The organism is Enterococcus sp. DIV2384, from assembly GCF_050534975.1.
Lineage (GTDB): Bacteria > Bacillota > Bacilli > Lactobacillales > Enterococcaceae > Enterococcus > Enterococcus faecalis.
Map to the genome: position 1 here is coordinate 1,908,123 of NZ_CP172905.1, position 24,107 is coordinate 1,932,229.

The following is a 24,107-nucleotide window of genomic DNA, read 5'->3' on the forward strand; positions in this document are numbered from 1 at the left end:
TATGAAAGAAAAGCCACCTGACCTTATCTATCATACTTTTTTGAAACTATTCGTTACTTTCTGAGGTTTCTTTTAAACCATTGAATAAAAGATTTAAAATAATTGCGGTAATGCTGCTCATGACAATTCCATTACCAGTAAACATGCTAACAGTTTCTGGTACTTTATTAAAGAGCGTCGGCATAATATTAAAGCCTAAACCAAAGCCAATCGAGATGGCAATAATTAATAAATTTTTGTCATTTGAGTAGTCAACTTTTGACAACATGCGCATTCCTTGGACAGCCACCATTCCAAACATAACCAGCATTCCGCCGCCTAAAACTGGCTCTGGGATAATTTGAGCCATCGCACCAATTTTTGGTAATAAGCCTAAAATAATTAAGAAAAAAGCAGAAAAATAAATTGGTCGACGTGTTTTGATCCCAGATAATTGAACTAACCCGACATTTTGAGAGAAACCTGTATAAGGAAACGTATTAAAAATCCCCCCTAAAATGACGGCTAAACCTTCTGCATGATACCCACGACGTAAATCATCTTCGCCAATTTTCTTCCCTGTAATGTCTCCTAAGGCAAAATAAACACCTGTTGATTCAACCATACTAACAATTGAAATAATAATCATCAACACAATAGAAGAAAGATCAAACGTTGGTTTGCCAAAATAAAATGGCTGTGGAAAATGAAACCACGTAGCTTGACCAACAGGAGATAAATCCACTAATCCCAGAAACGCAGCTAAAATTGTGCCACCGACTAGGCCGATTAACACGGCAATTGACTTGATAAAGCCACGTCCCCAAACTTGCACAACAATGATTAAGACAATTGTTACAAATGCGAGGAGCAAGTTTTTAGGATCACCAAAACTTTTGTCCGTTGCTAAGCCGCCACCCATTTTTTCAACAGCAACAGGAATTAAGGTCAAACCAATAACTGTAATGACTGTGCCGGTGACTAAAGGCGGAAATAGACGTTTAATTTTTGAGAAAAATCCTGCAATAAGAACGACAAAAATGCCCGAAGCAATAATTGAACCATAAATTGCACCAACCCCTTTGTTCGTACCAATCATGATTAAAGGCGCAACTGCTTGAATGGCACAACCTAAAACGACTGGTAAACCAATCCCAAAAAACTTATTCACCGTTAATTGTAAAAGTGTCGCAACGCCGCACATAAAAATATCGATTGAAATCAAATACGTCATTTGTTGCGAATCAAAATTCAAGCCGGTTCCGATTAATAAAGGTACGGCAACTGCTCCAGCATACATCGCTAATAAATGTTGCAATCCTAAAACGGCGGCTTTCCCATTTGGTGTTTCCGTCTGTTGTGGTGTATTCAATTGTTTTGTTTCCAAGATTATGCATCCTCCTCTAAAAACGTCACCGTTCCTTCACTTAATGAAGCAATACGCGCTAAAGAGACTACATTTAAGCCCATGTCTTCTAATAACTGACGACCATCTTGGAATGATTTTTCAATTACGATACCAATTCCTTCAACCTTTGCACCAGCCTGTTGGCATAATTCTACCAATCCTTTGGCAGCTTGTCCGTTAGCTAAAAAGTCATCAATAATCAACACTTTATCAGCATCAGATAAAAATTTTCTTGAAATTGAAATTTGACTTGTCACTTGTTTTGTAAATGAATAAACTGAAGCCGTTAAAAGCTCTTCATCCATGGTTAAACTTTTTGCCTTACGAGCGAAGATCATTGGCACGCCTAATTTTTGCGCTGCGTATAAGGCAGGAGCGATTCCTGATGCTTCAATTGTAATTACTTTGGTAATGCCTGCTTCTGCGAAAACCTCAGCAAAACGATTACCCATAGCCTCCATTAATTCTGGATCCACTTGGTGCGTAATAAAACTATCTACTTTTAAAACACCTTCACCTAATACACGGCCATCATTTTTAATACGTTCGACTAATTCCTTCACAATATGAACTCCTTTACTTATTTTTCGATAGATGCTTTGTTCTCATCCTGAGGAAAGGACGGTTCGTTAAAAACGAACGAAATAAAACAAAGTGCTATTTATATTCGTGTTCTAACAAAAGAAAAAAGCCCATTTTGCCAAAGCAAAAAAGGGCTATCCGCTCTTCTTCACTTATAGACCAGCATTTACGGTGCTGGGTAGAGACGGTCAACCGTATTTTGACCTTATACAAGCTTCTATGTTTCTCTAGGATAGTACAAAAATCTCTAACTTTCAATGGTTTAACAACTTTTTTTCATTAGAATTTTCAAATAATTGGTTCATTCTTCCATTGTTCCGTAAAAGCGAACATTAAATAGCCAAAAACGCTTTGGCAGGATAGACTGCCAAAGCGTTTTTTATTCTTCATCGGTTGCTTTTTCTTGTTCACGATATTTTTTCATTTTTTTGCTGAATAATTCACCGTTACTAGGGGGCGTATATGTAATAGCATTCGCTCCGGCGATAATGGTTTCATGAATACTCGATTCAGTTGGTCCTCCTGTTGCAATAATCGGTAATTCTGGATACTTGCCACGGAAATAGCGTACGGTGGCTGCAGTGTCTTTTCCTGCACTGATATTAATCATATCCACGCCAGCCGCAAGTTTTTCATCAATTGGCGTATGAATAGAAGTTACTGTACTGATAATAGGAATATCGATTGCTTCATCCACCATTTTAATTGTTTCAATTGGTGTAGGACCATTCAAAACGACACCCATTGAGCCTTGTGCTTCTGCAAATAAACTCATATAAGCAGAACGCATGCCTTGCGTTAAACCGCCGCCGACTCCTGAAAAGACAGGAATATCCGCTGCTTCAATAATGCCTTTTGTAATCGCTGGATGCGGTGTAAAAGGGTATACAGCAATCACTGCCTGTGCATCCGTATTGCGGATAATCGCAATATCTGTCGTAAAAATAATTGATTTTATTTTACGGCCAAAAATTTTAATGCCACTGGCTTGCCGAATAATCTCTGGCATTTTTACAATATCTTGTTTCAGCGGCGTCATAATTTCTGGAATCCACTTTTCGCTCATTGTCATCGTTCCTCCATGCTTAACGGTCGTATTTATTTAAATTGTATTCTTCAATTACATGAATGATCTTATCAGCGTATGTAGGATCCGTTGCGTATCCAGCATCTTGAAGCGCTTGTGCAGCCTCTTTATAATTTTTGGCTAACAAGACTTTTTCATATAAATTTGGATCCCAATCGACCCCATCAACAAATAACTTGGTATGATCTCGCATGGATTCTTCCCAATTGTCATAAACTCGAAAATCACCCTGAATCGTAATCCAGACCTCATTGACATACTCTTTTGTTTCTAAATTGACTTTTGGTTGATTGCCATATGCTTTAATCCCAAAAAGATTGTTATATTTCGATGCTAATTGACTTTGTCCAAAATTAGATTCTAAAACTGCTTGCCCCATAATAATACTTGGTAATACCCCGTAAGATTCTTGTAATTCACGTGCATACGGTGTGATTTCAGCAACAAATTCTTCTTTTGAGATGTTTTCATTTTGGCGATTGACTGACTCGCTTTGTCCCTTATCTGAATCAGAAAGGACAGATAACGAAAAGACAAAGGCCAAACCGACGACAACTACGCCTAAGAATAACTTTGGCAAATTCAGCTGCTTTTTTCTTTTTTTCTGATAGTTGCTCACTTCATTAATTCCCCACTTCATCTTTTATTTTCCGATAAAATGTTTCACTATCTTTCACTTTCGTGATTGATTTCATTTGTTACTATAACCGAATAATTGTATCATTTTCACAGAAAATTATCAACTTTCATCACTGCTTACGCTCGTGATTTCAGTACTTGATTCAGTGGTAGCAGTTGAAGAAACTGTACTACTTTCAGAAATTTTAGTGGATGATTTCACTGTTGTTTCAGTTGATGTGTGAACAGATTCTTCAACTGGCTTTTTGCCAAAAAAGACAAAAATTACCGCACCAAACATAATAATCACAGATAAAATCCCAGCAATTGTGTATTTCAAAAGACCATCCTTCCTATTCGTTATTCACCTACGTAAGTATCCATCAGATTTTCATTGACCCAATCTAATAATTCAACTTTTGAACCTTCCAATTGTCGTTGAATCGTAGCTGGTAACCGGAATGTAATAATATCATCAAAACCCCATTCGCCATAGGCCAGCGTCACTTTCAAATCAATATAACCAGCAGCAATTTCTTGTTCCTGTTTATTATTAGGAATCAATTCTACAACGCCCAAATCAGATTGTAACCATTTTTTGGCAATTGTTGTTTTTAACCGTTTATATTCCGAAACAGCTAGGTTACGTTTTTCCGGAAATAAGATGGTTTGGCGGAGTATTTTTTGAGTCAGCATCCACTCATAATCCGTAAATAAATTCTTAATTTTTTGCATGACTTCATTGTCCAAACCAAATTGGCCTTCTTTCCAAGCTTGCCAATCGGCTGCTTGAATTTGATAAGCGGAGTAAAAATTTTCTTCTGTTTGGTACTGTTCAATAATTGCGTCAACAATAATATCTACATAAACTTGATGCATAATCATTCGCCTCCATTTTCTATTTTACTGAAATTCTCTAAAAAAAGCATCTTTTTATCTCTGGATTTTATCATATTTACAAAATTGTCCTTGTTTTCTAATTTCTCTTGTTTACAGTATAATAAATAATGAAGAAGATTTGAAGAAATTGCATAGATTAGGAGGACTTCTTTTGACAAAAAAATTATATCAATGGGGCATCGTAGGATTAGGTGGGATTGCCCACGAATTTGCTTCAACGTTTAAACAAGAAACTAGCCAACTTGCAGCTGTTGCTTCACGGACATTGACTAAAGCAGAACAATTTGCCGCTGATTATTCAATCCCTAAAGCCTATGGTTCTTATGAAGAATTGCTAGCAGATGAAACAATCGATGTTGTTTATATAGCAGTGCCAAATAAACAACATGCTGAACACATTTTAAAAGCGCTCCAGGCTGGAAAACATGTGTTGTGTGAAAAAGCTATTACGATGAACGCGGCAGAATTAAAACAAGCCTTGGCAGTTGCAGAAAAAAATGACCTTATTTTAGCAGAGGCCATGACTATTTTTAACATGCCACTATACGACGAATTACGTCGCTTGATGGATGCTGGCAAATTTGGTCAGTTAAAAATGATTCAAGCACCATTTGGAAGTTACAAAGAACCCGATCCTAAAAATCGCTTTTTTAATCCTGACTTAGCAGGCGGCGCATTGTTAGATATTGGTACTTATGCGGTTTCGTTTGCTCGTTGGTTTCTCAGCTCACAGCCAGACGTTTTAGCCTCTAGCATGGTTCCCTTCTCTACTGGCGTTGATGAACAATCGGTGACATTGCTTCGGAATAAAGAAAATGAGTTGGCTACTATTTCATTAACATTCCAAGCAAAAATGCCAAAGCAAGGAATTGTTGCTTTTGAAGATGCCTATATTACCATTATAGATTATCCACGTGCAGATGAAGCAATCGTTCACTACAATGACGGTACGGTTGAGACCATCGTTTCTGGGTACTCAGCTGAAGCCATGAATTATGAAATCTACAATATGGTTGAAGCAATCAAAGGTACACAACCCAACCGCTCCTTATTTTTCACGACAGAAGTCATTGATATTTTGGACCAGATGCAAAAATTATGGCAGGCGTAAGGGAATCAAAAAGAGCGTGGGACAAAAATCACTTTGGATTTTTGCTCCACGCTCAAAAACTGATACACGGCGAGAACAGAAGCAACCCCTTCGGCTTATTTCTCGGAGTTAAACACTTCTGTCCCGACCTCTTTTTGTTTTACTGCTTAATTATTTTTACTAGTTTGAGATATATCCCTAACAGTATCATAAATACTGCACTAACTCTTAACTCTGTATTATACTCATAAAGCCAAGTAGCTTGTGAAAAGACAAGAAATACTTAAAAAATAATTGGTATACAAAATAATCTATTCTCTTTTTCTGTCAAAAAAATGATTGACAGTGATAATAAAAATAACGGAATAAACATAAATTGTAAAAATATGTTCGATAAGACAACTATGTAATTCTTAAATAAGACTGGATTGATCCAGATAATTGCAACAATAGTCAATACAAAATATCTAATGATACTTTCCGTCCTGATGGCATATAACAGTCCTAGGAAAGCCAACAGGCTACCAATTATATCTTCATAGGCAAATAGATGTGTACTGATCATCGCTTCTGTTCACCTCCTTTAATAATAAAAGCTTAATTCAGTTTTTCTCTTTCTTTCCTACTTCTTCTCAGTTAAGTTTTGTAACAATAAATAACAAAAATAGACCACTACGATCAACTGAATCATTAACCAACTAGGCGTTACTTCACTTAACACTGTTTCTCCATAACTACTCCCTAACAACGCAAAAGTCAAAACCAAAAGTGCCTCTGGAATAAATGAGCGTGTTTTTTTGTAGAAACTTTCGATTAAAAGAACCACACCTGTCATTATAAAAAATAACGGTACAACCAAAATGTCATATATCAGATAAAAAAATCCACTATCATTTATAGAATAGCTAATTAGTTTAAATATGAATAAATTTTTCCATGTTACAGCTAAAATAATCCATAAAACGTATTTCATTGTATAGCGATCAGAGACAAATAAAATTACCGAAAGCAGAAAAATAAATAAAAAACCAAAGAAAACCATCTTTTTTACTCCCTTAACATTACTAATTGGTGAATATCAATTTAAGCTTTATCGCATCAAATAAAACTGGAAGTTCAAGCTAAACGCTTAAACTTCCAGTTTCCATTTTTCTCTATGGATAAATACGGTTTAACATACGTGGGAACGGAATCGCTTCACGAATGTGTTCATTACCAGTAATGAACGTAACAGCACGTTCTAAACCTAATCCGAAGCCAGAATGTGGTACAGAACCGTATTTACGTAAATCTAAATACCAGCTGTATTCTTCTTCTGATAAGCCAAACTCAGCTACTTTTTCTTTCAAATAATCATAATCAGTTGCACGCTCGGAACCACCGATAATTTCACCATAACCTTCTGGTGCAATTAAATCGGCACAAATTACAACATCTTCACGTGTTGGATGTGGTTTCATATAGAAGGCTTTAATTGCTTTTGGATAATTTAAAATGAATGTTGGAACGCCATAGTAATTTGAAATAAAGGTTTCATGTGGACTACCAAAGTCTTCGCCCCATTCAATGTGGTCATAATCATTGTTTGCTTCTTCTTTTTGTAATAACTCAATCGCATCATCGTAAGTAATACGTTTGAAAGGTTCCGAAACATATTTTTCTAGTAACGCTGTATCACGTTCTAAAACATCCAATGGATATTGTTGATTTTTCAATACCGATTTAATTAAATGTTTTACATAGGCTTCTTGAATATCTAGTGATTCTTCATGAGTTGTGTATGCCATTTCTGGTTCAATCATCCAGAATTCCGTTAAGTGACGACGAGTTTTGGATTTTTCCGCACGGAAGGTTGGTCCAAAAGTAAAGACTTTTCCAAATGCCATCGCACCAGCTTCTGCATATAATTGACCTGTTTGTGATAAGAATGCTGGTTGTCCGAAGTAATCTGTTTCAAATAATTCTGTTGTGCCTTCTGGTGCTGATCCTGTTAAAATTGGGCTATCAATTTTAATGAATCCTTGTTCGTTAAAGAACTCGTAAGTAGCACGAATAATTTCGTTACGAACTAACATGATTGCATGTTGTTTGCTTGAACGTAACCATAAATGACGATGATCCATTAAGAAATCTGTACCGTGTTCTTTCGGCGTAATTGGGTAATCTTCTGAAGCGCCAACGACTTCTAAATCAGTGATATCCATTTCATAGCCGAACTTAGAACGGCTATCTTCTTTGATAACACCAGTAACCATGACTGCTGTTTCTTGTGATAAATGTTTAATTTCTTGGAATTTTTCTGTACCAGCTTCTTCACCAAAGGCTTCAATGAAGTTTGGTTTGAACACGACACCTTGGAAAAAGGCTGTCCCGTCACGTAATTGTAAAAAGGCAATTTTTCCGCTTGAGCGTTTGTTAGCAATCCAAGCGCCAATTTTTACTGTTTCTCCAACATGTTTGTTTGAATCAATAATTTGAATTTGTTCCACGTTTGTCTCTCCGTTCATTTCTTAGTTTATTCTTTTAGGCGTTGTGCTGAATTCGTTTCTTTTCTATAAAGTCATTCATTCGCTCAATCGCTTTTTCTAACGTCATTAAATCTGTCGCATAGCTCATCCGCACATGTTCTGGTGCACCAAAGCCCTCTCCCGTTACCAGAGCAACATGCGCTTCTTGTAATAAATCTTCCACCCAGTTAGTCACGTTATCATACCCACAAATTTCTAACGTTTTTTTGACATTCGGGAATAGATAAAAGGCGCCTTCAGGTTTTATTAGCGAAACACCTGGCAAAGCTGCTACTTTTGGATAGATATGATTCAGGCGTTTTTCAAAGGCCTGACGCATGTCTTCAATTGTCGACTGTTCACCTGTTAAAGCCTCAATTGCCGCATATTGGCTAACTGCGACTGGATTACTGGTGGATTGTGAAGCGAGTTGTGTCATTGCTTGAATAATTTTTTCATCACCGACTGCAAAACCAATGCGCCAGCCTGTCATTGCATATGTTTTGGAAACACCATTAATAATGATTGTCTGTTGACGAATTGCTTCTGAGATGGTTGCAATTGGTGTGAACCGATGTCCATTGTACACCAAACGACCATAAATATCATCTGCAATAATGAGGATATTATGAGCAACTACCCATTCACCAATTTGGCGTAATTCTTCTTCCGTATAAATAACACCAGTTGGGTTAGATGGTGAATTTAAAATGATTGCTTTCGTTTTGTCTGTTCGTACAGCTTCTAATTGTGCGACTGATACTTTAAATGATTGCTCTTGCGTGCTTGATACAAACACTGGCTTGCCTTCTGCTAACTTGACTTGTTCACCATAACTTACCCAATAAGGGACAGGGATAATCACTTCGTCCCCAACGTTCAAAATGGCTTGAAATAATAGATATAGCGCATATTTGGCACCATCTGTCACAATAACTTGCTTGGGTTGATAACAAAGTTGATATTCTCGTTCCACATAAGAAACAATTGCTTGCTTTAATTCAGGAATGCCGCCAGAAGGTGTGTAATAACTTGCTCTTCCATCCTCAATTGAAGCAATTGCTGCTTTTTGAATATTTTTCGGGGTTACAAAATCTGGTTCCCCGACCGTTAAGCTTAAAACATCTACACCTTTTGCTTTTAATGCTTTCGCTTTGGCGGCAGCTGCTAATGTAACAGAAGGAGTCAATTGCTGTGCTCGATTTGATACGTTCATACACCTTTCACTCCCACTTTCATCAAAACCTATCTAAATTAAATATCTTTGACAACGTTAATCTCTTCGCCTTTATCAAAGCTCATAAGATAATACGTTAGTACTCCTTGATCATTTTCGGTGACCACTTCCCATGCAGGGCGCTTATCATAAAGCCCTAACGTAGCTTTCATCACCGATTCATCGGGATGGGCTTTAGCAACAATGTCTGTTATTTGTTGTTCAGTTTGACCATCTTTTTGATTTAAGACCGTGACTTTTTCTCCCGATTTAGGGACAATCACGACAATCTCTGTGCCTTTATCATTTTTGCCGGTTAAAGTAAAATACGTATTTTTGCGTGTAAACCAGTAAAATTTATCAACTGTTTCTAAATTAGCAGAAGTTTTGGCAATTGCGGTTGCTTCTTTTTTGGCTTGAGCCATTGGTTGATTGGTTCGTACAAAAAAGATAATTATTGTTACAAGAATTGCTAAAAGGATTGCCAATAGGGTTAAAAGGACAGTAATCCGTTTCTTCTCTTTCTTTTCTTCTAATTCCTCCAAAAATCCTTCCATCCTCTCTAAACTTACTGGGTCTTATTATAGCAGAAAAATAGCGGCCTTTCACAAATATGACCTAAAAATAATCGATTATTTGTTTAAAAATTCCTTTAATTCTTCTAAAATTTCAGGCATGGGCGCTTCTTTTACTGAGAGTCCCTTAGGAAACGCTTTGATTAATCGTTTGCCATATTTTGCAGTGACTAAACGACGATCCAGAATCAGCAATGCCCCTCTGTCTTCTTCAGAACGGATTAAACGGCCCAGTGCTTGTCGCAAACGTAAGGCTGCTTTCGGTACCGCTTCTTGAGCAAATGGTTGTATCCCTTCTGCTTCTAAATACGCATATTTTGCTTGCACAAGTGGTCGTTTCGGATTTTCAAAAGGTAAACGCGTGACTATCAATAACTGTAAAGCTGTTCCTGGTAAGTCCACACCTTCCCAAAAGCTATCGGCTCCTAGCAAGACATTCGGTTTTCCATTAGAGAACCGTTTAAGAATTTTTTCACGACTGCCGCTAATCCCTTGGGCGAGGACCTCTTGTCCTTTTTCCAATAATCTTGGCTGGACTTGATGATACACGGTGGACAATAATTCATGCGAAGTAAAAAGAACCAACATCGAACGTTCCTCTTGCGCCATCAATTTTTCAATGGTATCTGAAATGTATTGACCCATCTCATAGGAAGAGGCATTTTGAATGGCTACTGCTTCTTCCGGTACATAGACTCGCGCATTTTCTGCATAGTTATATGGCGTTGGCAGGGTTTTGAACGTCACCTCTGTTAAACCTAACCGTTGCGGTAAATACTTTTTATTGTTGCCAAACTTCAATGTGCCGCTTGTATAAATAATTCGTTCATACCGCGGATACCACTTTGTTTCAGGAAGCAAACTAGCTTCTAAGTCATGAATTTCAATCAAGCCATGGTCTTCATTTTGTGGTAAATATTCTTTTACCCAACGTGGACGCCAATCATCAAGATAAATGGTAAAACAGTGATGAATACGTTCAATTTCATCAAAAAATTGAAACAAGCGAACAAAAACGATGCGATCAGCCAAACTAAAGGTTTCCAACTGACTCATAATTGTTTGCTGTAACTTACTTTGAATAGTTAACAGCTCCTGCAGTAAAAGCTGGAGCGTTTGACTATGTTTTTCTCCCGCAGCAGATAAATAATCAATACGTTCTTTGGTTAAAAGCAACTCCTGATGGTCTATTCGCTTCTGTGTTTTACTAAATAAACGATGCAATTCAAAAAGAAAATCTTGCCATTCATCCACAAAATCCAGTAAACCTTGCTGATAAATTTTTACAAGCCGATACTCTTCAGAAAACTGTTGAAAAATTTGCTGTAAAGCAACAAAAAGTTGTTCTTTTTCAATAAAATGCGTGACTTGTTTTTTTAGTATCACACTGTTTACTCGTTCGCTTGCCATCCGACTAGCGATGTCTGGTAAATGATGTGCTTCATCAATAATTAGCCACGGACTTTCAGGTAATAACGGTTGTTTTCTTAGCGACTCTTGCGCCAAAAATGCATGATTAACAATCAACACGTTACTTTGAGCGACTTTTTTATACAGATGTCTTAAAAAGTCAACTTCATAAAGTTCATCTTTTTTTGAAAGAAAATCCAATCCGCGATGTGTAACTTCTTTCCAGAATAAATGATTTAAATTCGTCAATTGTAGTTCATCTAAATCGCCCGTTTCTGTTTCTAGCAACCAGACGAGAACGCCCATTTGATAAAGAGCGTATTGTTTTTGCGGAGTTGGCTGATTCAACGTTGCCTTAAAGCGTTGTAAATCAAGATAGTGTCGATGGCTTTTAATAACAATGCCTCGTAATTTCCCTTGGCAGATTTGATTGGCTAATGGTAAATCTTTTTCCACTAATTGATTTTGTAAAACAATCGAAACTGTTGAAATGATGACTGGTTTTTCTGGCGTTGCTAAATAGCTCATCGGCAACAGATAGCCTAATGTTTTTCCCGTTCCAGTCGCCGCTTCAATAAATAAATCTTTTGTCGTTCCTTCTGTAAAATGATCATAGACTAAATTCATCATCCGACTCTGTTCCGCACGATAAGCGAAACGTTCGCCAAACAGTTTTTCTTTGGCTTTTTTAGTTTTGGGATACGTGCTAGTCTGATAGAACGTTTCTTCAAAAAGAGGAACTTCTTTTTTGCGTAAAGCAATGCCACTGACCACTTGATAAGCTGGATTTAATGGTGTGACTTGTTTTTTCATTTGTTCATACATTTGTTGAATAAAGGCACTGGTTTCCCGCGCTGTCTGTTGACTTAATTCCGCAATTTTTTCCATAGTGACTAATGGTAAAGATTTCATTTTTTCTTGAATTAATAACAAAAGTTCGGCTGTAACCTGCGCATCACTATCTGCTTGATGGGGATTCTCATGAGACAAACCTAAGCTTTCCGACAAATCACTTAAACGGAAACTTTTTTCTGTCGGTAAAAAAATCTGTGCCAATTCCACTGTATCAATGGCTGGAATAGTAAGTGGCGGCGTGCCACACCGTACCAGTTCACGAGCTAAAAAATTATAATCAAAGTGGACGTTATGCGCCACAAAAATAGTATCTTCCAGATAATGATAAATTGTATGTGCTACATCTTCAAAATAAGGCGCTTTTTGAACTTGCGTATTACTAATCCCCGTTAAACTTTGAATTTGTTTTGGTACTACTTGATTGGGATTCACATCTGTCGCAAAGTTCGCAATAATCTTTCCATCTTGAACGAGAACGCATCCAAACTGAATGATCCGATCACTTGTAGGATCTGTTCCAGTCGTTTCAAGGTCAACTACTGCATACACTTGTTTGTCTTTCAATGACTTCACGCCTTTCATTCATCTTTGAAAATTATACTACAATTTATAGGATTTTCACTAGTATTTCAAAAATTCTCTTGAAATCTTTTCCAGAAATAATAAGAAAGAGCCTGAAACAAAAATCCAAAGTGATTTTTGTTTCAGGCTTAAAAGCTGATAAATTGAACGGTTTTGTCTTACCTTCTCCTAAATAAACGATTAATAACAGTCAAGGATTTTCTGCATATACTGGTTTAATTGCCCATAGCCTTCCAATTCTCTGATTACTGGGAGCGGACAACGAACCTTTTTATTAAATAGTGTCCGCTTTTCAACATATTCTGTAACTTCGTCTAAAAATTTATCTAATCCTTTTTCTAGTTTCATACAACTTAACTGATTGCAAATTCGCACGTCTCCTGCCTTTTTCTTTTGAACTTGTTTAAATGATTGTGAGAATGCTTTTGCTTCAAACATTTGTGCTTCTAACTGTCTTTTTTCAATCGTTATTTTCGGTACTGCTTGATTTCCATCAGTATCCTCTAACTGGCGACTCATAAAGCGACGATAAATTTCCTCTTCTAATTCGTCCAATTGTCGTTGAAAGTCCGCAGGAATTGTCCGACTTGATGAATTTTCTTTCTCACTTTCCATAGAGACAGCTTCTTTTTCTGACTTCTGCTCCTCTTCTTTTTCGGCAGACTTATTCACTGAATTTAGCGAGCTTTTTTCTGTTTCTTGTGGAAAAGTAAATAAAGGTTTTGCCGCGGTACTCTGCTGGTTTTCTTGTTTTTTTTCTGGCAACGCTTCTTTAAATGGCGCTGGTTCAGATAGCACTGGTTCTTTCGCTGGTTCTTCAAGTGCTAGTTTGTTAACGGGAAGCACTGCTTCACTTGTTGCTACAGTTGTTTCACCTTCTTGATTTTCCAGATTATCAGGCGATAGATTGACGTCTGGTTGTTCCAGATTAGTATCCTCTGATACTTTTAGCGATGCCTGTTCTGCGGCTATCACAGGAGAAGCTCTTTTCAAATGGATCGTTTTTATTTGTCTAGTAATGACGGGATTTCTCGTTTGATTAACGGCTTCATTTAAGGAGGCTAAATTTTCTTTTAAAAGTGTCAACATTTCACGTAAGACAGCAATTTCACCAGCTAATTCCGTTAATTGATTTTCTTGCGTCACTACTTGCACATTGGTTTCATTCATACGGACTGTTTTTTTATTTTTAGTTGTCGGTATTTCATACATCCATTGTTTCAATGCGAATCGTAAGTCACGAGTAGTCGGCTCAAAGCTTCCAAAATAAACAGTGTAGTACATTAACTCCGTTTCAACATAGACATAAATCTTTTTAACAATTAACTCTTCAAACTGTTCTGATTCATCCCAACTTTCACATAAAGCCTCAAAAAATTGTTCCCCTTCTGCTAAATTTTGGTACTCTTTCGCTAAATAAAGCTTGCGAATTAAGTAAAAATTATACGGTGTTTCAACATTATCCGCATAAATTTCTCGTCCTAAAAAATCTGGATTCGTTTCTTTACAAAGAAAGACCGTTTTCTCTTCTGGTTGTGTTTCAAGTGTTTTAGTCATGAGGTTCACTTCCTTTTTCTCCGTTAATAACCATTTTTTAATGATAGATACCTTTAGTATACAGGAGAAATTCTTCTGATTTTCTCATATTTTTAAGAGACAATAGAAATTTTAGAGAAAAATCGACAGAAAAAAACGTGAGATAAACAGTCCTATTGACCATTTATCTCACGCAAAATACTTAAACTGACTATTTTATCCTTGAAACATGCAACCAATTATTCTGCTGAATCAATTGGCAAAATCGTGTCTTTTTTCTCGCGACGTGCAATTGCTGGTAAAATCATTCCTAATAGAATTAAGACGATTGGTGTCACAATGTTAGAAGCTAATTGGAACAACCAGCCTTGAGGGTCTGAGGCATACTCGAATTTAGGCACCATTCCTAGGATACAAGCAAAGGCTGTAAATAGGAAACACCAAAGACCAAACACAAAACCAATTTTAGGATTTTTAACAAATTTATATTCTGAATTAAATTGTTTGTATGCTTTGTTTAGAAGCATATAGGCAAAGAAGACCCACAAGTAACGCATTGGCATAACTACAGAATTTAAGTTAGTTAGCCATTTAACCACTTCGTTCATGTCCTTCAACCCAAACATCGGTAAAGCGATAATAATACTTACTAAAATACCTGTTAATAGGTAACCATTAATTAACGTACCTTTTTTCGTACGTTTACGTAACCAACTTGGAACAAATTCTGGATCTGCTTCAGCTAAAAGAATTTTCAGTGGAGCATCAATTGAAAAGGCTAACGCAGCCACTTGACCCACTGTATTCGTCAAAGCATAAACAATCATTAAGAGATTACCGACACCATAATATGCGCCTAATTTTTGGAAGGCACTGTAGGCACCATTTGCCATTAAATCTTTAGGAATATTGTCACTTGAGAATAACATGCCCATTGCAAATGAACCTAAAACAGCCGATAAACCAACCATTGCTGCTAGGAAAATCATTCCTTTAGGGAACTCTTTGGCTGGATTTTTAGTTGCATTGACGTAAGGAGAAATTTTTTCAGCGCCACCTACCGCAAAAACTAACATTGATACGGTTGTAAAATAACTAAAGTCAAATTTAGGAATGTAAGTACTGACTTGTGACATGTTTGGCGTCGCAAATTCAACCGTTGAATTAATAAATGGTGCGCCTACCGCTAATAAAATGAATAAAATAGACATCACAAACATGGCGGTTCCAGCTAAACCACCAATAACTTTTAAGGTGGTTAACCCTTTTGTTGATAATAACAAGAAAACCAAGAAAATTATTAATGAAATAAATGATACCGTTACGATTGGCATCGTATTGACTAAGTTTCCATTCCCTTGAACTGCCCAACCTAAGGCAATTAAAATTGCTTGTGGTTTTTGTGCCAAGTAAGGAATGTGCACTACCCAATAAGTCCATGCTGCATAATAGGCTAGACGTTTAGTACTGGTATTTTGCACCCACGAACTAACCCCACCATTACTGTCTTTAAATGTTGAACCTAACTGTCCTACGATTAACGCATAGGGAATAAAATATAAAACTAAAATCAAAAGCCATGAAGTGACCACTGAAATCCCTTGTTGTGCATAATTATTCACAACATTTCCAAGACCCCAGACCATGTTAAAGGCAATTAACCCGACGGTAAACCATCGTAATTGCTTTTTGTCCATATAACCAATTCCTTTCTTATTAAAAAAAATAAAGCTCTTCATTTATCATAAGCATTTTACTTTTTATGCACAAGCTCAACATAATTAAATAAAGATGGCTTTTTAATAAGTAATTAAAACGCTTCTAGCAATGATTTTCTAATTTATTTGATGACTAAAAAAGGCCGGTGAATAAGTTGCTTCACCAGCCTTTTTCTAAGAGATTTTTCTTTTATAACATATCAAATAATGATAATTGGTTTTCATCTGGCAAGTCTTTTAAGACACCATTTTCATTCATGTATTCAATTAACGTTTTAGAAACTTTGCCTCGTGTTGCCAAATCTTCTTTCGATAAGAACGGTTGCTCTTCTCGCGCAGCGACAATGGCTTTCGCTACGTTGAGGCCTAAACTTGGCACTGCTCGGAAAGGTGCAATCAAGGTATCCCCTTCAATCACAAAATTTTCAGCATCTGATTTGTACAAATTAATCATGCCAAATTTATAGCCTCGTTCCAGCATTTCATTACATAATTCTAAAACCGTTAATAAGTTCTTCTCTTTAGTGGAGGCGTCCATCCCTTTGTCCGTAATTTCTTTCATTCGTGCTTTCACAGCTTCTTTCCCTTGTGACATTGCCACTAAGTCAAAGTCATCCGCCCGAACGGAGAAAAACGCACAATAATATAAGATTGGGAAATAAACTTTAAAGTAAGCGACCCGCAACGCCATTAATACGTATGCTGCCGCATGGGCTTTCGGGAACATATATTTAATTTTAGAACAAGAATCAATATACCAGTCAGGGACGTTGTTTTCTTTCATCGCATTTAAATACGTATCCCTTAGTTCATCAGGAATCTTATTCCATTGTCCTTTACGAACCGTTTCCATAATCTTAAAGGCCATCCCACTATCCAAACCAGCATGAATTAAATATACCATGATATCATCCCGACAACCAATTACTTCAGCAAGATTGGCTTCGCCACGACGAATCAATTCTTCTGCATTCCCTAGCCACACATCGGTTCCGTGAGACAGTCCAGAAATTTGAAGTAATTCTGCAAAAGTTGATGGATGGGTCTGTTCTAACATACCTCGAACGAAACGTGTCCCAAATTCAGGAATTCCTAAAGTTCCTGTTTTAGAATAAATTTGCTCTGCATCCACACCTAGAACATCAGGTCCTTCAAAAATACGCATCACTTCTGGATCGTCTGTTGGGATGGTTTTTGGCTCAATCCCAGATAAATCTTGTAACATCCGAATCACGGTTGGATCATCATGTCCTAGAATATCAAGTTTTAAAATATTATCGTGAATGGAATGGAAATCAAAGTGCGTCGTTTTCCATTCTGCCTCTTGATCATCAGCAGGGTATTGAATTGGCGTAAAGTCATAAACATCCATGTAATCAGGAATTACAATAATACCGCCGGGATGCTGCCCAGTCGTCCGTTTAACCCCTGTTGAACCTTTAGCTAAGCGATCAATTTCAGCGCCGCGCAAATGTAAATTATGATCTCTTTCATATCCTTTAACAAAGCCATACGCTGTTTTGTCGGCTACTGTACCAATGGTTCCTGCCCGGTAAACATATTCTTCACCAAAAAGAACTTTCGTGTAGTTATGGGCTTCGGCTTGATAATCGCCAGAAAAGTTCAAATCGATATCGGGAACTTTGTCGCCATGGAACCCTAAGAACGTTTCAAAAGGAATATCGTGACCATCTTTAAACAATCGAGCGCCACATTTTGGACAGGCTTTTTCAGGCATATCAAACCCTGAACCATAGGAACCATCTTCATAGAACTCAGAATATTGACACTCAGGACAATAATAATGTGGCGCTAAAGGATTTACTTCAGTAATCCCTGTCATTGTCGCAACAAAACTCGAACCGACAGAGCCCCGTGAACCGACTAAATAGCCGTCTTCATTACTTTTATGCACCAGTTTTTGAGAAATTAAATAAATAACCGAGAAACCATTCCCGTTAATCGAATTCAGTTCCTTTTCTAACCGTTTTTCGACAATTTCTGGTAAAGGATCGCCATACAATTCGCGCGCACGATTGTAGCTTAAATCAGTGATTTCTTGTTCAGACCCAGGAATTTTCGGCGTATACAAATCGTCTTTTACTGGAATAACTTCTTCACATAAATCAGCGACTTTGTTGGGATTTTCTACTACAATTCGCTTAGCGACGTCTTGTCCTAAAAATTGAAATTCCGTTAACATTTCATCGGTGGTTCGGAAATGAACCTTTGGTAAACTATGGCGATTTAACGGATTAGCGCCACCCATAGACCCGACTAAAATTTTCCGATAGATGGCATCTTCTTCATTTAAATAATGAACATTTCCAGTGGCGACAACCAGCTTGCCAAGTTCGTCACCGATTTTCACTAGATTACTAATAATTTCTTCCAAATCTGCTTCATTTTTCACCAATTCTTGTTCAATTAATGGCGCGTAAACTGGTTTGGGCATAACTTCAATATAATCGTAGAATTTGGCACGATTTTTTGCTTCTTCGACACCTTTTTGCATCATTGCTTCAAAAATTTCGCCGTTTGAACATGCGGAACCGATTAAAAGCCCTTCTCTTAACTTCGATAATTGCGAACGAGGAATCCGTGGTACTCGGAAAAAATAATCTACATTGGACATCGAAATCAATTTAAAAAGATTTTTTAATCCTGCTTGAGTTGTTGCTAAAATCGTTGCATGGAAAGGTCGAGCTCGTTTGTATGAGTCTCCTTCGCCAATATGACGATTCAAATCATCATGGAAATGCATATCATGATTCTCTTTCGCTTCTTTTAAGAAAATCCAGCATAAATGACCCGTTGATTCCGAGTCATAGATGGCGCGGTGATGTTGTTCTAAGTTGACGCCAAATTTTTTCGATAAGGTATTTAGACGATGGCTTTTGAAATGTGGATACAAGAATCTGGATAATTCTAATGTATCGATGACGGGATTAGCCGCTTCAGGTATTCCATGTTTGCCATAACTTGTATTTAAGAACCCCATATCAAAAGAAGCGTTGTGGGCCACTAAAATAGTTCCTTCTGAAAACTCTTTAAACATGCGTAAAACTTCTTCTTCGGATTTTGAACCGCGCACCATTTCATCTGTAATCCCAGTTAAATTGATCGTTGTTTGAGATAATGGATGGCCAGGATCAATAAATTGCTCAAAAGTCTCAATGACATTTCCTTTGTGCATTTTGACTGCGGCCAATTCAATAATTGTATCATAAACAGCGGAAAGCCCCGTTGTTTCCACGTCAAAGACCACATAGGTAGCATCTGTTAATTCAATATGTTCTTCGTTGTAAGCAATGGGTACACCATCATCAACAATATTGGCTTCCACGCCGTATAAAATTTTAACGCCTGCTTTTTTACCTGCAGCATGGGCATCAGGAAACGCTTGGGCGCCGCCATGATCCGTAATTGCGATGGCCTTGTGCCCCCATTTCCCCGCTTGCGCCACCAAGTCACCGACTTTATTGGTCGCATCCATTGTACTCATGTTACTATGCATGTGTAATTCTACACGTTTTTCACCTTCTGGCGCGTAGTCTTTTCTTGGCGCATGGGCGACTTCCATCAAATCTTGGGCATTCATGACTAAATCACGCATGAAGGTATCTTCTTGTACACTACCACGAACACGAATCCAACTTTGCGGTTGAATCGCATCAAAAACTTGTTCATCTTTTTCCCCATTCGAAAATTTCTTCACCACGAAAGAGGAAGTATAATCAGTTATTTTCAAAATTAAAATTTTTCGTTTAGAACGCAATTCACGCACTTCTTTATCAAAAATAAAGCCTTCAATCGTTATCCGACGTTCTTCTTCCAGTATATTTCCCATTGGCATAATGGGTTCATCATTGGGAATATTCCGCCCTAAACGAATTGGACCATCAAACGCAGGCGCTTGTTGTTGTTTTTCTTTTTTCATTTGTTCATGTTTAACAAGCGATTCAGCAGCTTGTTGTTGAAAGGCTGCGGCTTGTTCTAATTTTTGCTCTTCAAACTTTTTCAGCACTTCTGCAGCTTGCTGTTGATCCATTTTTGGTTCAATATGAAATTTAGGAAACCCGTAAGAGAAATAAAGTTCCTCAATAATTGGTAAATATTGTTGCTTCAAATAAGGAATAACTGCTTCATTATCAACAGGTAAGATAATTTTCCGATCTTCAAATTGTGGTGTCTGTGTTTTTAAGACTTTCTGAACTAACGGCGTATTACATTGACTATTTAACAAGGCCAACTGCCAATAATCCGTTAATTGTTCCTCAGTAAATGTTGTCTGATTTGTGGTTATTTGAACGGAAACCTGCGCAATTTGTTGAAAAGCTAGTTCCAATTGTTGCATAAATGTTTGATATAGCATCACTGGCATCAATTCATCAAAACTTAAATGAAATTCCCATAAGCGACTTTGTTGGTGAACAATGACCTTGTCAATCCGGCCATTTTGAATTAAGGGATGTTCTTTCGCTGTGTCATCTAACTGAATTTGCGTCATCAGTTTATCAAATAAATCGCGTGCTTTTTCTGTCACAAAATGAACCTCCTTCTATCATTGAAAAAAGGCCCTCAGACAAATCTGTCAAGTGCCTTTTTTCGGTTTCTCTGCATTCGCTTCTCTATTAAGTATACTCGTTTTTTGTAAAAAAACAATCTTGTTTCTTTTCTAAAAAGAGCTAAGAAGAGCTTGAAGCAAAAATCACTTTAGATTTTTGCTTCAAGCTTAAACGCTGATAAGTGGCGGAAACAGTTTATCCTAATCATTCTGTCCGCCCTTTTCATTATTATTCCACTTCTGATGTTGTGTTCATCAAAATAGAAAGTGTACTTTCTAATTCTTCTTTGCGTACTTCCAACATTTCACCAGTACGTTTGATTTTGACTTCTACCACACCATCGACTGCTTTTTTACCGACTGTGATACGGATTGGACAACCAATTAAATCAGCATCAGCAAATTTTACGCCTGCGCGCTCGTTGCGGTCATCAACTAATACTTCGTAGCCCGCTTCGGTCATCATTGCTTCAACTTCTTGTGATAGTTTTGTTTGATACTCATCTTTCACATTCATTTGGACCACGTGTAAATCAAATGGCGCAATTCCTGTTGGCCAATTAATACCGCGCTCGTCTGCATTTTGTTCAACGATTGCTGAAAGTAAACGACTAACACCGATACCATAGCAACCCATGATCACTGATTTTTCACGACCGTTTTCATCTAAAACTGTTGCGCCCATAGCATCACTGTAACGCGTTCCTAATTTGAAGATATGACCAATTTCGATTCCTTTGGTAAAGGCTAAGACACCATTGCCATCAGGAGAAGGATCGCCTTCTTGAACAAAGCGTAAATCTTCGTAACTAATTGGTTGGAAATCACGATCTGGATTTACATTTGTCAAATGATAGCCATCTTCGTTAGCTCCAACAATGGCGTTGGCTAAATCTTGAACAGCTAAATCTGCATAAATTTTAACATCTTCGGAAACATTGACTGGACCAATTGAACCAAAGCCAGCTCCTAAGACACGGCGAGCATCTTCTTCTGTTGCTTCATCTAGGAAATCAGCGCCTAAGAAGTTTTTCAATTTGACATCATTGACATCATGATCGCCACGAACCAAGACCATTACTGGCTCTTCATCGGCAATAAATAGTACTGATTTAATAATTCGTTGTGGCTCAACTTCAAAGAAGTTTGCCACTTCGGCAATTGTACCCACTTCTGGTGTTGCAATTTTTTCTAAATCTAATTGTGTTTCATGTGATTTTTTCGGCGTATAAAGACTTGTTGCCATTTCTAAATTGGCAGCATAATCACTTTCTGTTGAATAACAAATAGTATCTTCCCCAATTTCAGAAATCGCCATAAATTCTTTAGAATCTTTACCACCCATGGCACCACCGTCCCCAATAATGGCACGGAATTCTAGTCCACAGCGTTCAAAAATGCGTGAGTAAGCTTTTTCGTAATCACGGTATGATTGATCTAAACTAGCTTCATCGGCATGGAAAGAATAGCCATCTTTCATGATAAATTCACGGCCTCTTAATAAGCCAGAACGAGGGCGTTTTTCATCACGATATTTTGTTTGAATTTGGTATAAATTCAAAGGTAATCGTTTGTAAGAATTGATTTCATCACGAATTAATTCTGTGAAGGTTTCTTCATGCGTTGGGCCTAAGATATAGTCACGGTCATTGCGATCTTTTAAGCGATACAAGTTAGGTCCATAAGTTTCATAACGGCCTGATTCTTTCCAAAGTTCTGCTGGTAATAACGCAGGCATTAACATTTCAACTGCATCAATTTTCTCAAATTCTTCTCGCATAATCGTTTTTAATTTTTCTAAAACACGATTGGCTAAAGGTAAATAAGAATAGATCCCTGCAGCGACTTGACGAATATAGCCTGCGCGCAACAGAATTTGATGACTTAAGACTTCTGCATCATTTGGTACTTCTCTTAACGTTGGAATTAACATTTTTGACTGTTTCATTAAAACTCTCCTCTATTTTAAAATCAACTATTTTTGATTTCTTTACACACTTTTTTACTTAAGCTTTCTCCTTAAAAGAAAAAGCGTTGAATATCGTTCCAAGTAACTAACACCATTAACACCATGACAAACCCAAAGCCAATTAACGTAATGATGCCTTCTTTTTCAGGACTAATTGGTTTTCCACGTACACCTTCAATAATGTTTAAGACAATTTTCCCGCCATCTAAAGCTGGGATTGGCAACAAATTAATAATCCCTAAGTTCATTGACAACATGGCCATTAAGAATACAACTGTACTTACTCCAGCATTGGATGCTTCTTCCGATAATTTAAACATCATGACTGGCCCACCTAGTTTGTTTAAACTAAAGCCTGTGAATAGTGAGCCGAGTGCTTTAAAAATCTGTGTCGTACTATTCAAAGTATCCTGAATACCACCCATCAATTTTGACGGTAAATCGGTTTTCATATAAGGATAAACGCCGACTTTACCAATCGTTTGTTTTTCCACTTTTTGTTTTTCTGGTGTCACTGTTAGTTGCTCTTCTTTGCCGTTACGCTCAACTACGAACGTTAACGGCTTTTCGGGGTTCTTCTGCACAATGGTTGTAAAATCTTCGTATTTTTTGATTTTTTGATTATTAATCGATAAGACTTTATCATTTTCTTTCAACCCAGCTTCTGCCGCCGGGCCATTAGGAATCACTTGTCCAATTTGGTTCGTGTTTAAATCAGTGACGCCTCCTTGTAGAAAAACCGCTAACGTAAATAGAATAAACCCTAAGATAAAGTTATTCATGGGTCCCGCAAAGTTCGTCAAAATGCGTTGCGATAATTTCGCTGATTGAAATTGAACGTCAAGTGGCGCAATCCGCACCTCGGTTCCATCACTTTCAATAATCGTTGCATCATGGTCAACTTTATAAACGGTTTCTTCTTCCTCGTTTCCATTGACATAGCCCTTGATGAATAATTCTTTTTCAAGATCAAAATCAACGACTTCCATCGGAATACTATGAGGTAATTGTACTTTTTTACTTGTATTAATTTTAACCACATTACCCACGGCATTTAACTCAACAGATAGAGGCATACCTGGTGTGATTTCTGTCATGTCTTCGCCCATCCCAGCCATTCGCACATAGCCACCAATTGGCAATAAGCGAATCGTATAAGTGGTGCCATCTTTTCCACGATGCGCAAAAATCTTTGGTCCCATTCCGATTGCAAACTCACGAACTAAAATACCCGCTCGTTTTGCAAAATAAAAGTGGCCAAATTCATGTACGAGGACAAGAATACCGAAGACAATAATGAATGTGATAATTGTTTTCATAGATGTCCTTCTTCCTTCATTCACTGACGTTCAGTGCTTTTTATTATTACATGGGAAAGTCTCGTAAAACTTGCTCTGTTCCCTTCCCGATAAACCAGTGCAACTGTTTACTGAGAACAGTCGCCACTGTTAGTGAACAAATCTTTCCTTATGTAAGACAAGTTTTATTTTAGCATATTCACTCATAAA

At 37.4% G+C, this 24,107-nt stretch carries 17 protein-coding genes and 1 riboswitch; of the genes, 1 reads left to right on the top strand and 16 read right to left on the bottom strand.

Going from position 1 to position 24,107, the window contains the following annotated elements:
- Positions 1-46: 46 nt before the first annotated feature.
- The 6 genes from IGK54_RS09165 to IGK54_RS09190 form a co-directional block, all read right to left on the bottom strand.
- Positions 47-1,366: a nucleobase:cation symporter-2 family protein gene (locus IGK54_RS09165; RefSeq protein ID WP_185938051.1), complete on the bottom strand. Its 1,320-nt coding sequence runs from the start codon at positions 1,364-1,366 to the stop codon at positions 47-49.
- 2 nt (positions 1,367-1,368) lie between these two features.
- Positions 1,369-1,950 carry a xanthine phosphoribosyltransferase gene (locus IGK54_RS09170; RefSeq protein ID WP_002356804.1) on the bottom strand — a complete coding sequence of 194 codons (582 nt, stop codon included), beginning with the start codon at positions 1,948-1,950 and terminating at the stop codon, positions 1,369-1,371.
- Between the two features lie 154 nt (positions 1,951-2,104).
- Positions 2,105-2,202, bottom strand: a riboswitch (purine riboswitch).
- A 146-nt stretch (positions 2,203-2,348) separates the two neighbouring features.
- On the bottom strand, positions 2,349-3,035 hold the full coding sequence (locus IGK54_RS09175) for a hydrolase (RefSeq protein ID WP_002356802.1): 687 nt from the start codon (positions 3,033-3,035) through the stop codon (positions 2,349-2,351).
- 19 nt (positions 3,036-3,054) lie between these two features.
- Entirely contained in the window at positions 3,055-3,696 is a 642-nt protein-coding gene (locus IGK54_RS09180) for a glycoside hydrolase family 73 protein (protein WP_002366997.1), read from the bottom strand.
- A gap of 99 nt (positions 3,697-3,795) precedes the next feature.
- Positions 3,796-3,975: a hypothetical protein gene (locus IGK54_RS09185; RefSeq protein ID WP_002384259.1), complete on the bottom strand. Its 180-nt coding sequence runs from the start codon at positions 3,973-3,975 to the stop codon at positions 3,796-3,798.
- Positions 3,976-4,034: 59 nt separating this feature from the next.
- A complete protein-coding gene (locus IGK54_RS09190) occupies positions 4,035-4,559 on the bottom strand; it encodes a hypothetical protein (RefSeq protein WP_002382789.1) in 525 nt (174 codons plus the stop codon).
- A 166-nt stretch (positions 4,560-4,725) separates the two neighbouring features.
- Here IGK54_RS09190 and IGK54_RS09195 point away from each other — a divergent pair, with 166 nt between their 5' ends.
- Positions 4,726-5,685, top strand: coding sequence for a Gfo/Idh/MocA family protein (locus IGK54_RS09195; protein ID WP_010823027.1), 960 nt, complete (start codon positions 4,726-4,728; stop codon positions 5,683-5,685).
- Positions 5,686-6,286: 601 nt separating this feature from the next.
- Here IGK54_RS09195 and IGK54_RS09200 read toward each other — a convergent pair.
- The 10 genes from IGK54_RS09200 to rseP all read right to left on the bottom strand — a co-directional run bounded on the left by IGK54_RS09200 (position 6,287) and on the right by rseP (position 23,918).
- A complete protein-coding gene (locus tag IGK54_RS09200; protein ID WP_228770508.1) occupies positions 6,287-6,499 on the bottom strand; it encodes a hypothetical protein in 213 nt (70 codons plus the stop codon).
- Positions 6,500-6,818: 319 nt separating this feature from the next.
- Positions 6,819-8,171, bottom strand: a complete 1,353-nt coding sequence (asnS, locus tag IGK54_RS09205) for an asparagine--tRNA ligase (protein WP_002376912.1) — start codon at positions 8,169-8,171, stop codon at positions 6,819-6,821.
- A 16-nt stretch (positions 8,172-8,187) separates the two neighbouring features.
- Entirely contained in the window at positions 8,188-9,387 is a 1,200-nt protein-coding gene (locus tag IGK54_RS09210) for a pyridoxal phosphate-dependent aminotransferase (protein WP_142957014.1), read from the bottom strand.
- A gap of 38 nt (positions 9,388-9,425) precedes the next feature.
- Positions 9,426-9,944, bottom strand: coding sequence for a DUF5590 domain-containing protein (locus IGK54_RS09215; protein ID WP_002382785.1), 519 nt, complete (start codon positions 9,942-9,944; stop codon positions 9,426-9,428).
- Between the two features lie 75 nt (positions 9,945-10,019).
- Positions 10,020-12,809 (bottom strand): ATP-dependent DNA helicase DinG, encoded by a 2,790-nt coding sequence (locus IGK54_RS09220; RefSeq protein WP_142957015.1) that lies wholly within the window; start codon positions 12,807-12,809, stop codon positions 10,020-10,022.
- Positions 12,810-12,989: 180 nt separating this feature from the next.
- Positions 12,990-14,366, bottom strand: a complete 1,377-nt coding sequence (locus tag IGK54_RS09225) for a hypothetical protein (protein ID WP_142957016.1) — start codon at positions 14,364-14,366, stop codon at positions 12,990-12,992.
- 218 nt (positions 14,367-14,584) lie between these two features.
- The gene (locus IGK54_RS09230) at positions 14,585-16,042 is read right to left on the bottom strand and encodes an amino acid permease (RefSeq protein WP_002356790.1); all 1,458 of its coding nucleotides are present in this window, start codon (positions 16,040-16,042) and stop codon (positions 14,585-14,587) included.
- Positions 16,043-16,253: 211 nt separating this feature from the next.
- The gene (locus IGK54_RS09235) at positions 16,254-20,609 is read right to left on the bottom strand and encodes a PolC-type DNA polymerase III (RefSeq protein ID WP_142957017.1); all 4,356 of its coding nucleotides are present in this window, start codon (positions 20,607-20,609) and stop codon (positions 16,254-16,256) included.
- A gap of 250 nt (positions 20,610-20,859) precedes the next feature.
- Positions 20,860-22,578 carry a proline--tRNA ligase gene (locus IGK54_RS09240; protein WP_002359769.1) on the bottom strand — a complete coding sequence of 573 codons (1,719 nt, stop codon included), beginning with the start codon at positions 22,576-22,578 and terminating at the stop codon, positions 20,860-20,862.
- Between the two features lie 71 nt (positions 22,579-22,649).
- Positions 22,650-23,918, bottom strand: a complete 1,269-nt coding sequence (gene rseP / locus IGK54_RS09245; protein WP_002362168.1) for an RIP metalloprotease RseP — start codon at positions 23,916-23,918, stop codon at positions 22,650-22,652.
- Positions 23,919-24,107: the final 189 nt, after the last annotated feature.

Bases quoted from the DNA above. Each gene is read 5' to 3' on its own strand.
- IGK54_RS09190 (WP_002382789.1), bottom strand. From the start codon at position 4,559: ATGATTATGCATCAAGTTTATGTAGATATTATTGTTGACGCAATTATT.
- rseP (WP_002362168.1), bottom strand. From the start codon at position 23,918: ATGAAAACAATTATCACATTCATTATTGTCTTCGGTATTCTTGTCCTC.
- IGK54_RS09185 (WP_002384259.1), bottom strand. From the start codon at position 3,975: ATGTTTGGTGCGGTAATTTTTGTCTTTTTTGGCAAAAAGCCAGTTGAA.
- IGK54_RS09230 (WP_002356790.1), bottom strand. From the start codon at position 16,042: ATGGACAAAAAGCAATTACGATGGTTTACCGTCGGGTTAATTGCCTTT.
- IGK54_RS09175 (WP_002356802.1), bottom strand. From the start codon at position 3,035: ATGAGCGAAAAGTGGATTCCAGAAATTATGACGCCGCTGAAACAAGAT.
- IGK54_RS09225 (WP_142957016.1), bottom strand. From the start codon at position 14,366: ATGACTAAAACACTTGAAACACAACCAGAAGAGAAAACGGTCTTTCTT.
- asnS (WP_002376912.1), bottom strand. From the start codon at position 8,171: ATGAACGGAGAGACAAACGTGGAACAAATTCAAATTATTGATTCAAAC.
- IGK54_RS09220 (WP_142957015.1), bottom strand. From the start codon at position 12,809: ATGAAAGGCGTGAAGTCATTGAAAGACAAACAAGTGTATGCAGTAGTT.
- IGK54_RS09200 (WP_228770508.1), bottom strand. From the start codon at position 6,499: ATGACAGGTGTGGTTCTTTTAATCGAAAGTTTCTACAAAAAAACACGC.
- IGK54_RS09210 (WP_142957014.1), bottom strand. From the start codon at position 9,387: ATGAACGTATCAAATCGAGCACAGCAATTGACTCCTTCTGTTACATTA.
- IGK54_RS09215 (WP_002382785.1), bottom strand. From the start codon at position 9,944: ATGGAAGGATTTTTGGAGGAATTAGAAGAAAAGAAAGAGAAGAAACGG.
- IGK54_RS09240 (WP_002359769.1), bottom strand. From the start codon at position 22,578: ATGAAACAGTCAAAAATGTTAATTCCAACGTTAAGAGAAGTACCAAAT.
- IGK54_RS09180 (WP_002366997.1), bottom strand. From the start codon at position 3,696: ATGAAGTGGGGAATTAATGAAGTGAGCAACTATCAGAAAAAAAGAAAA.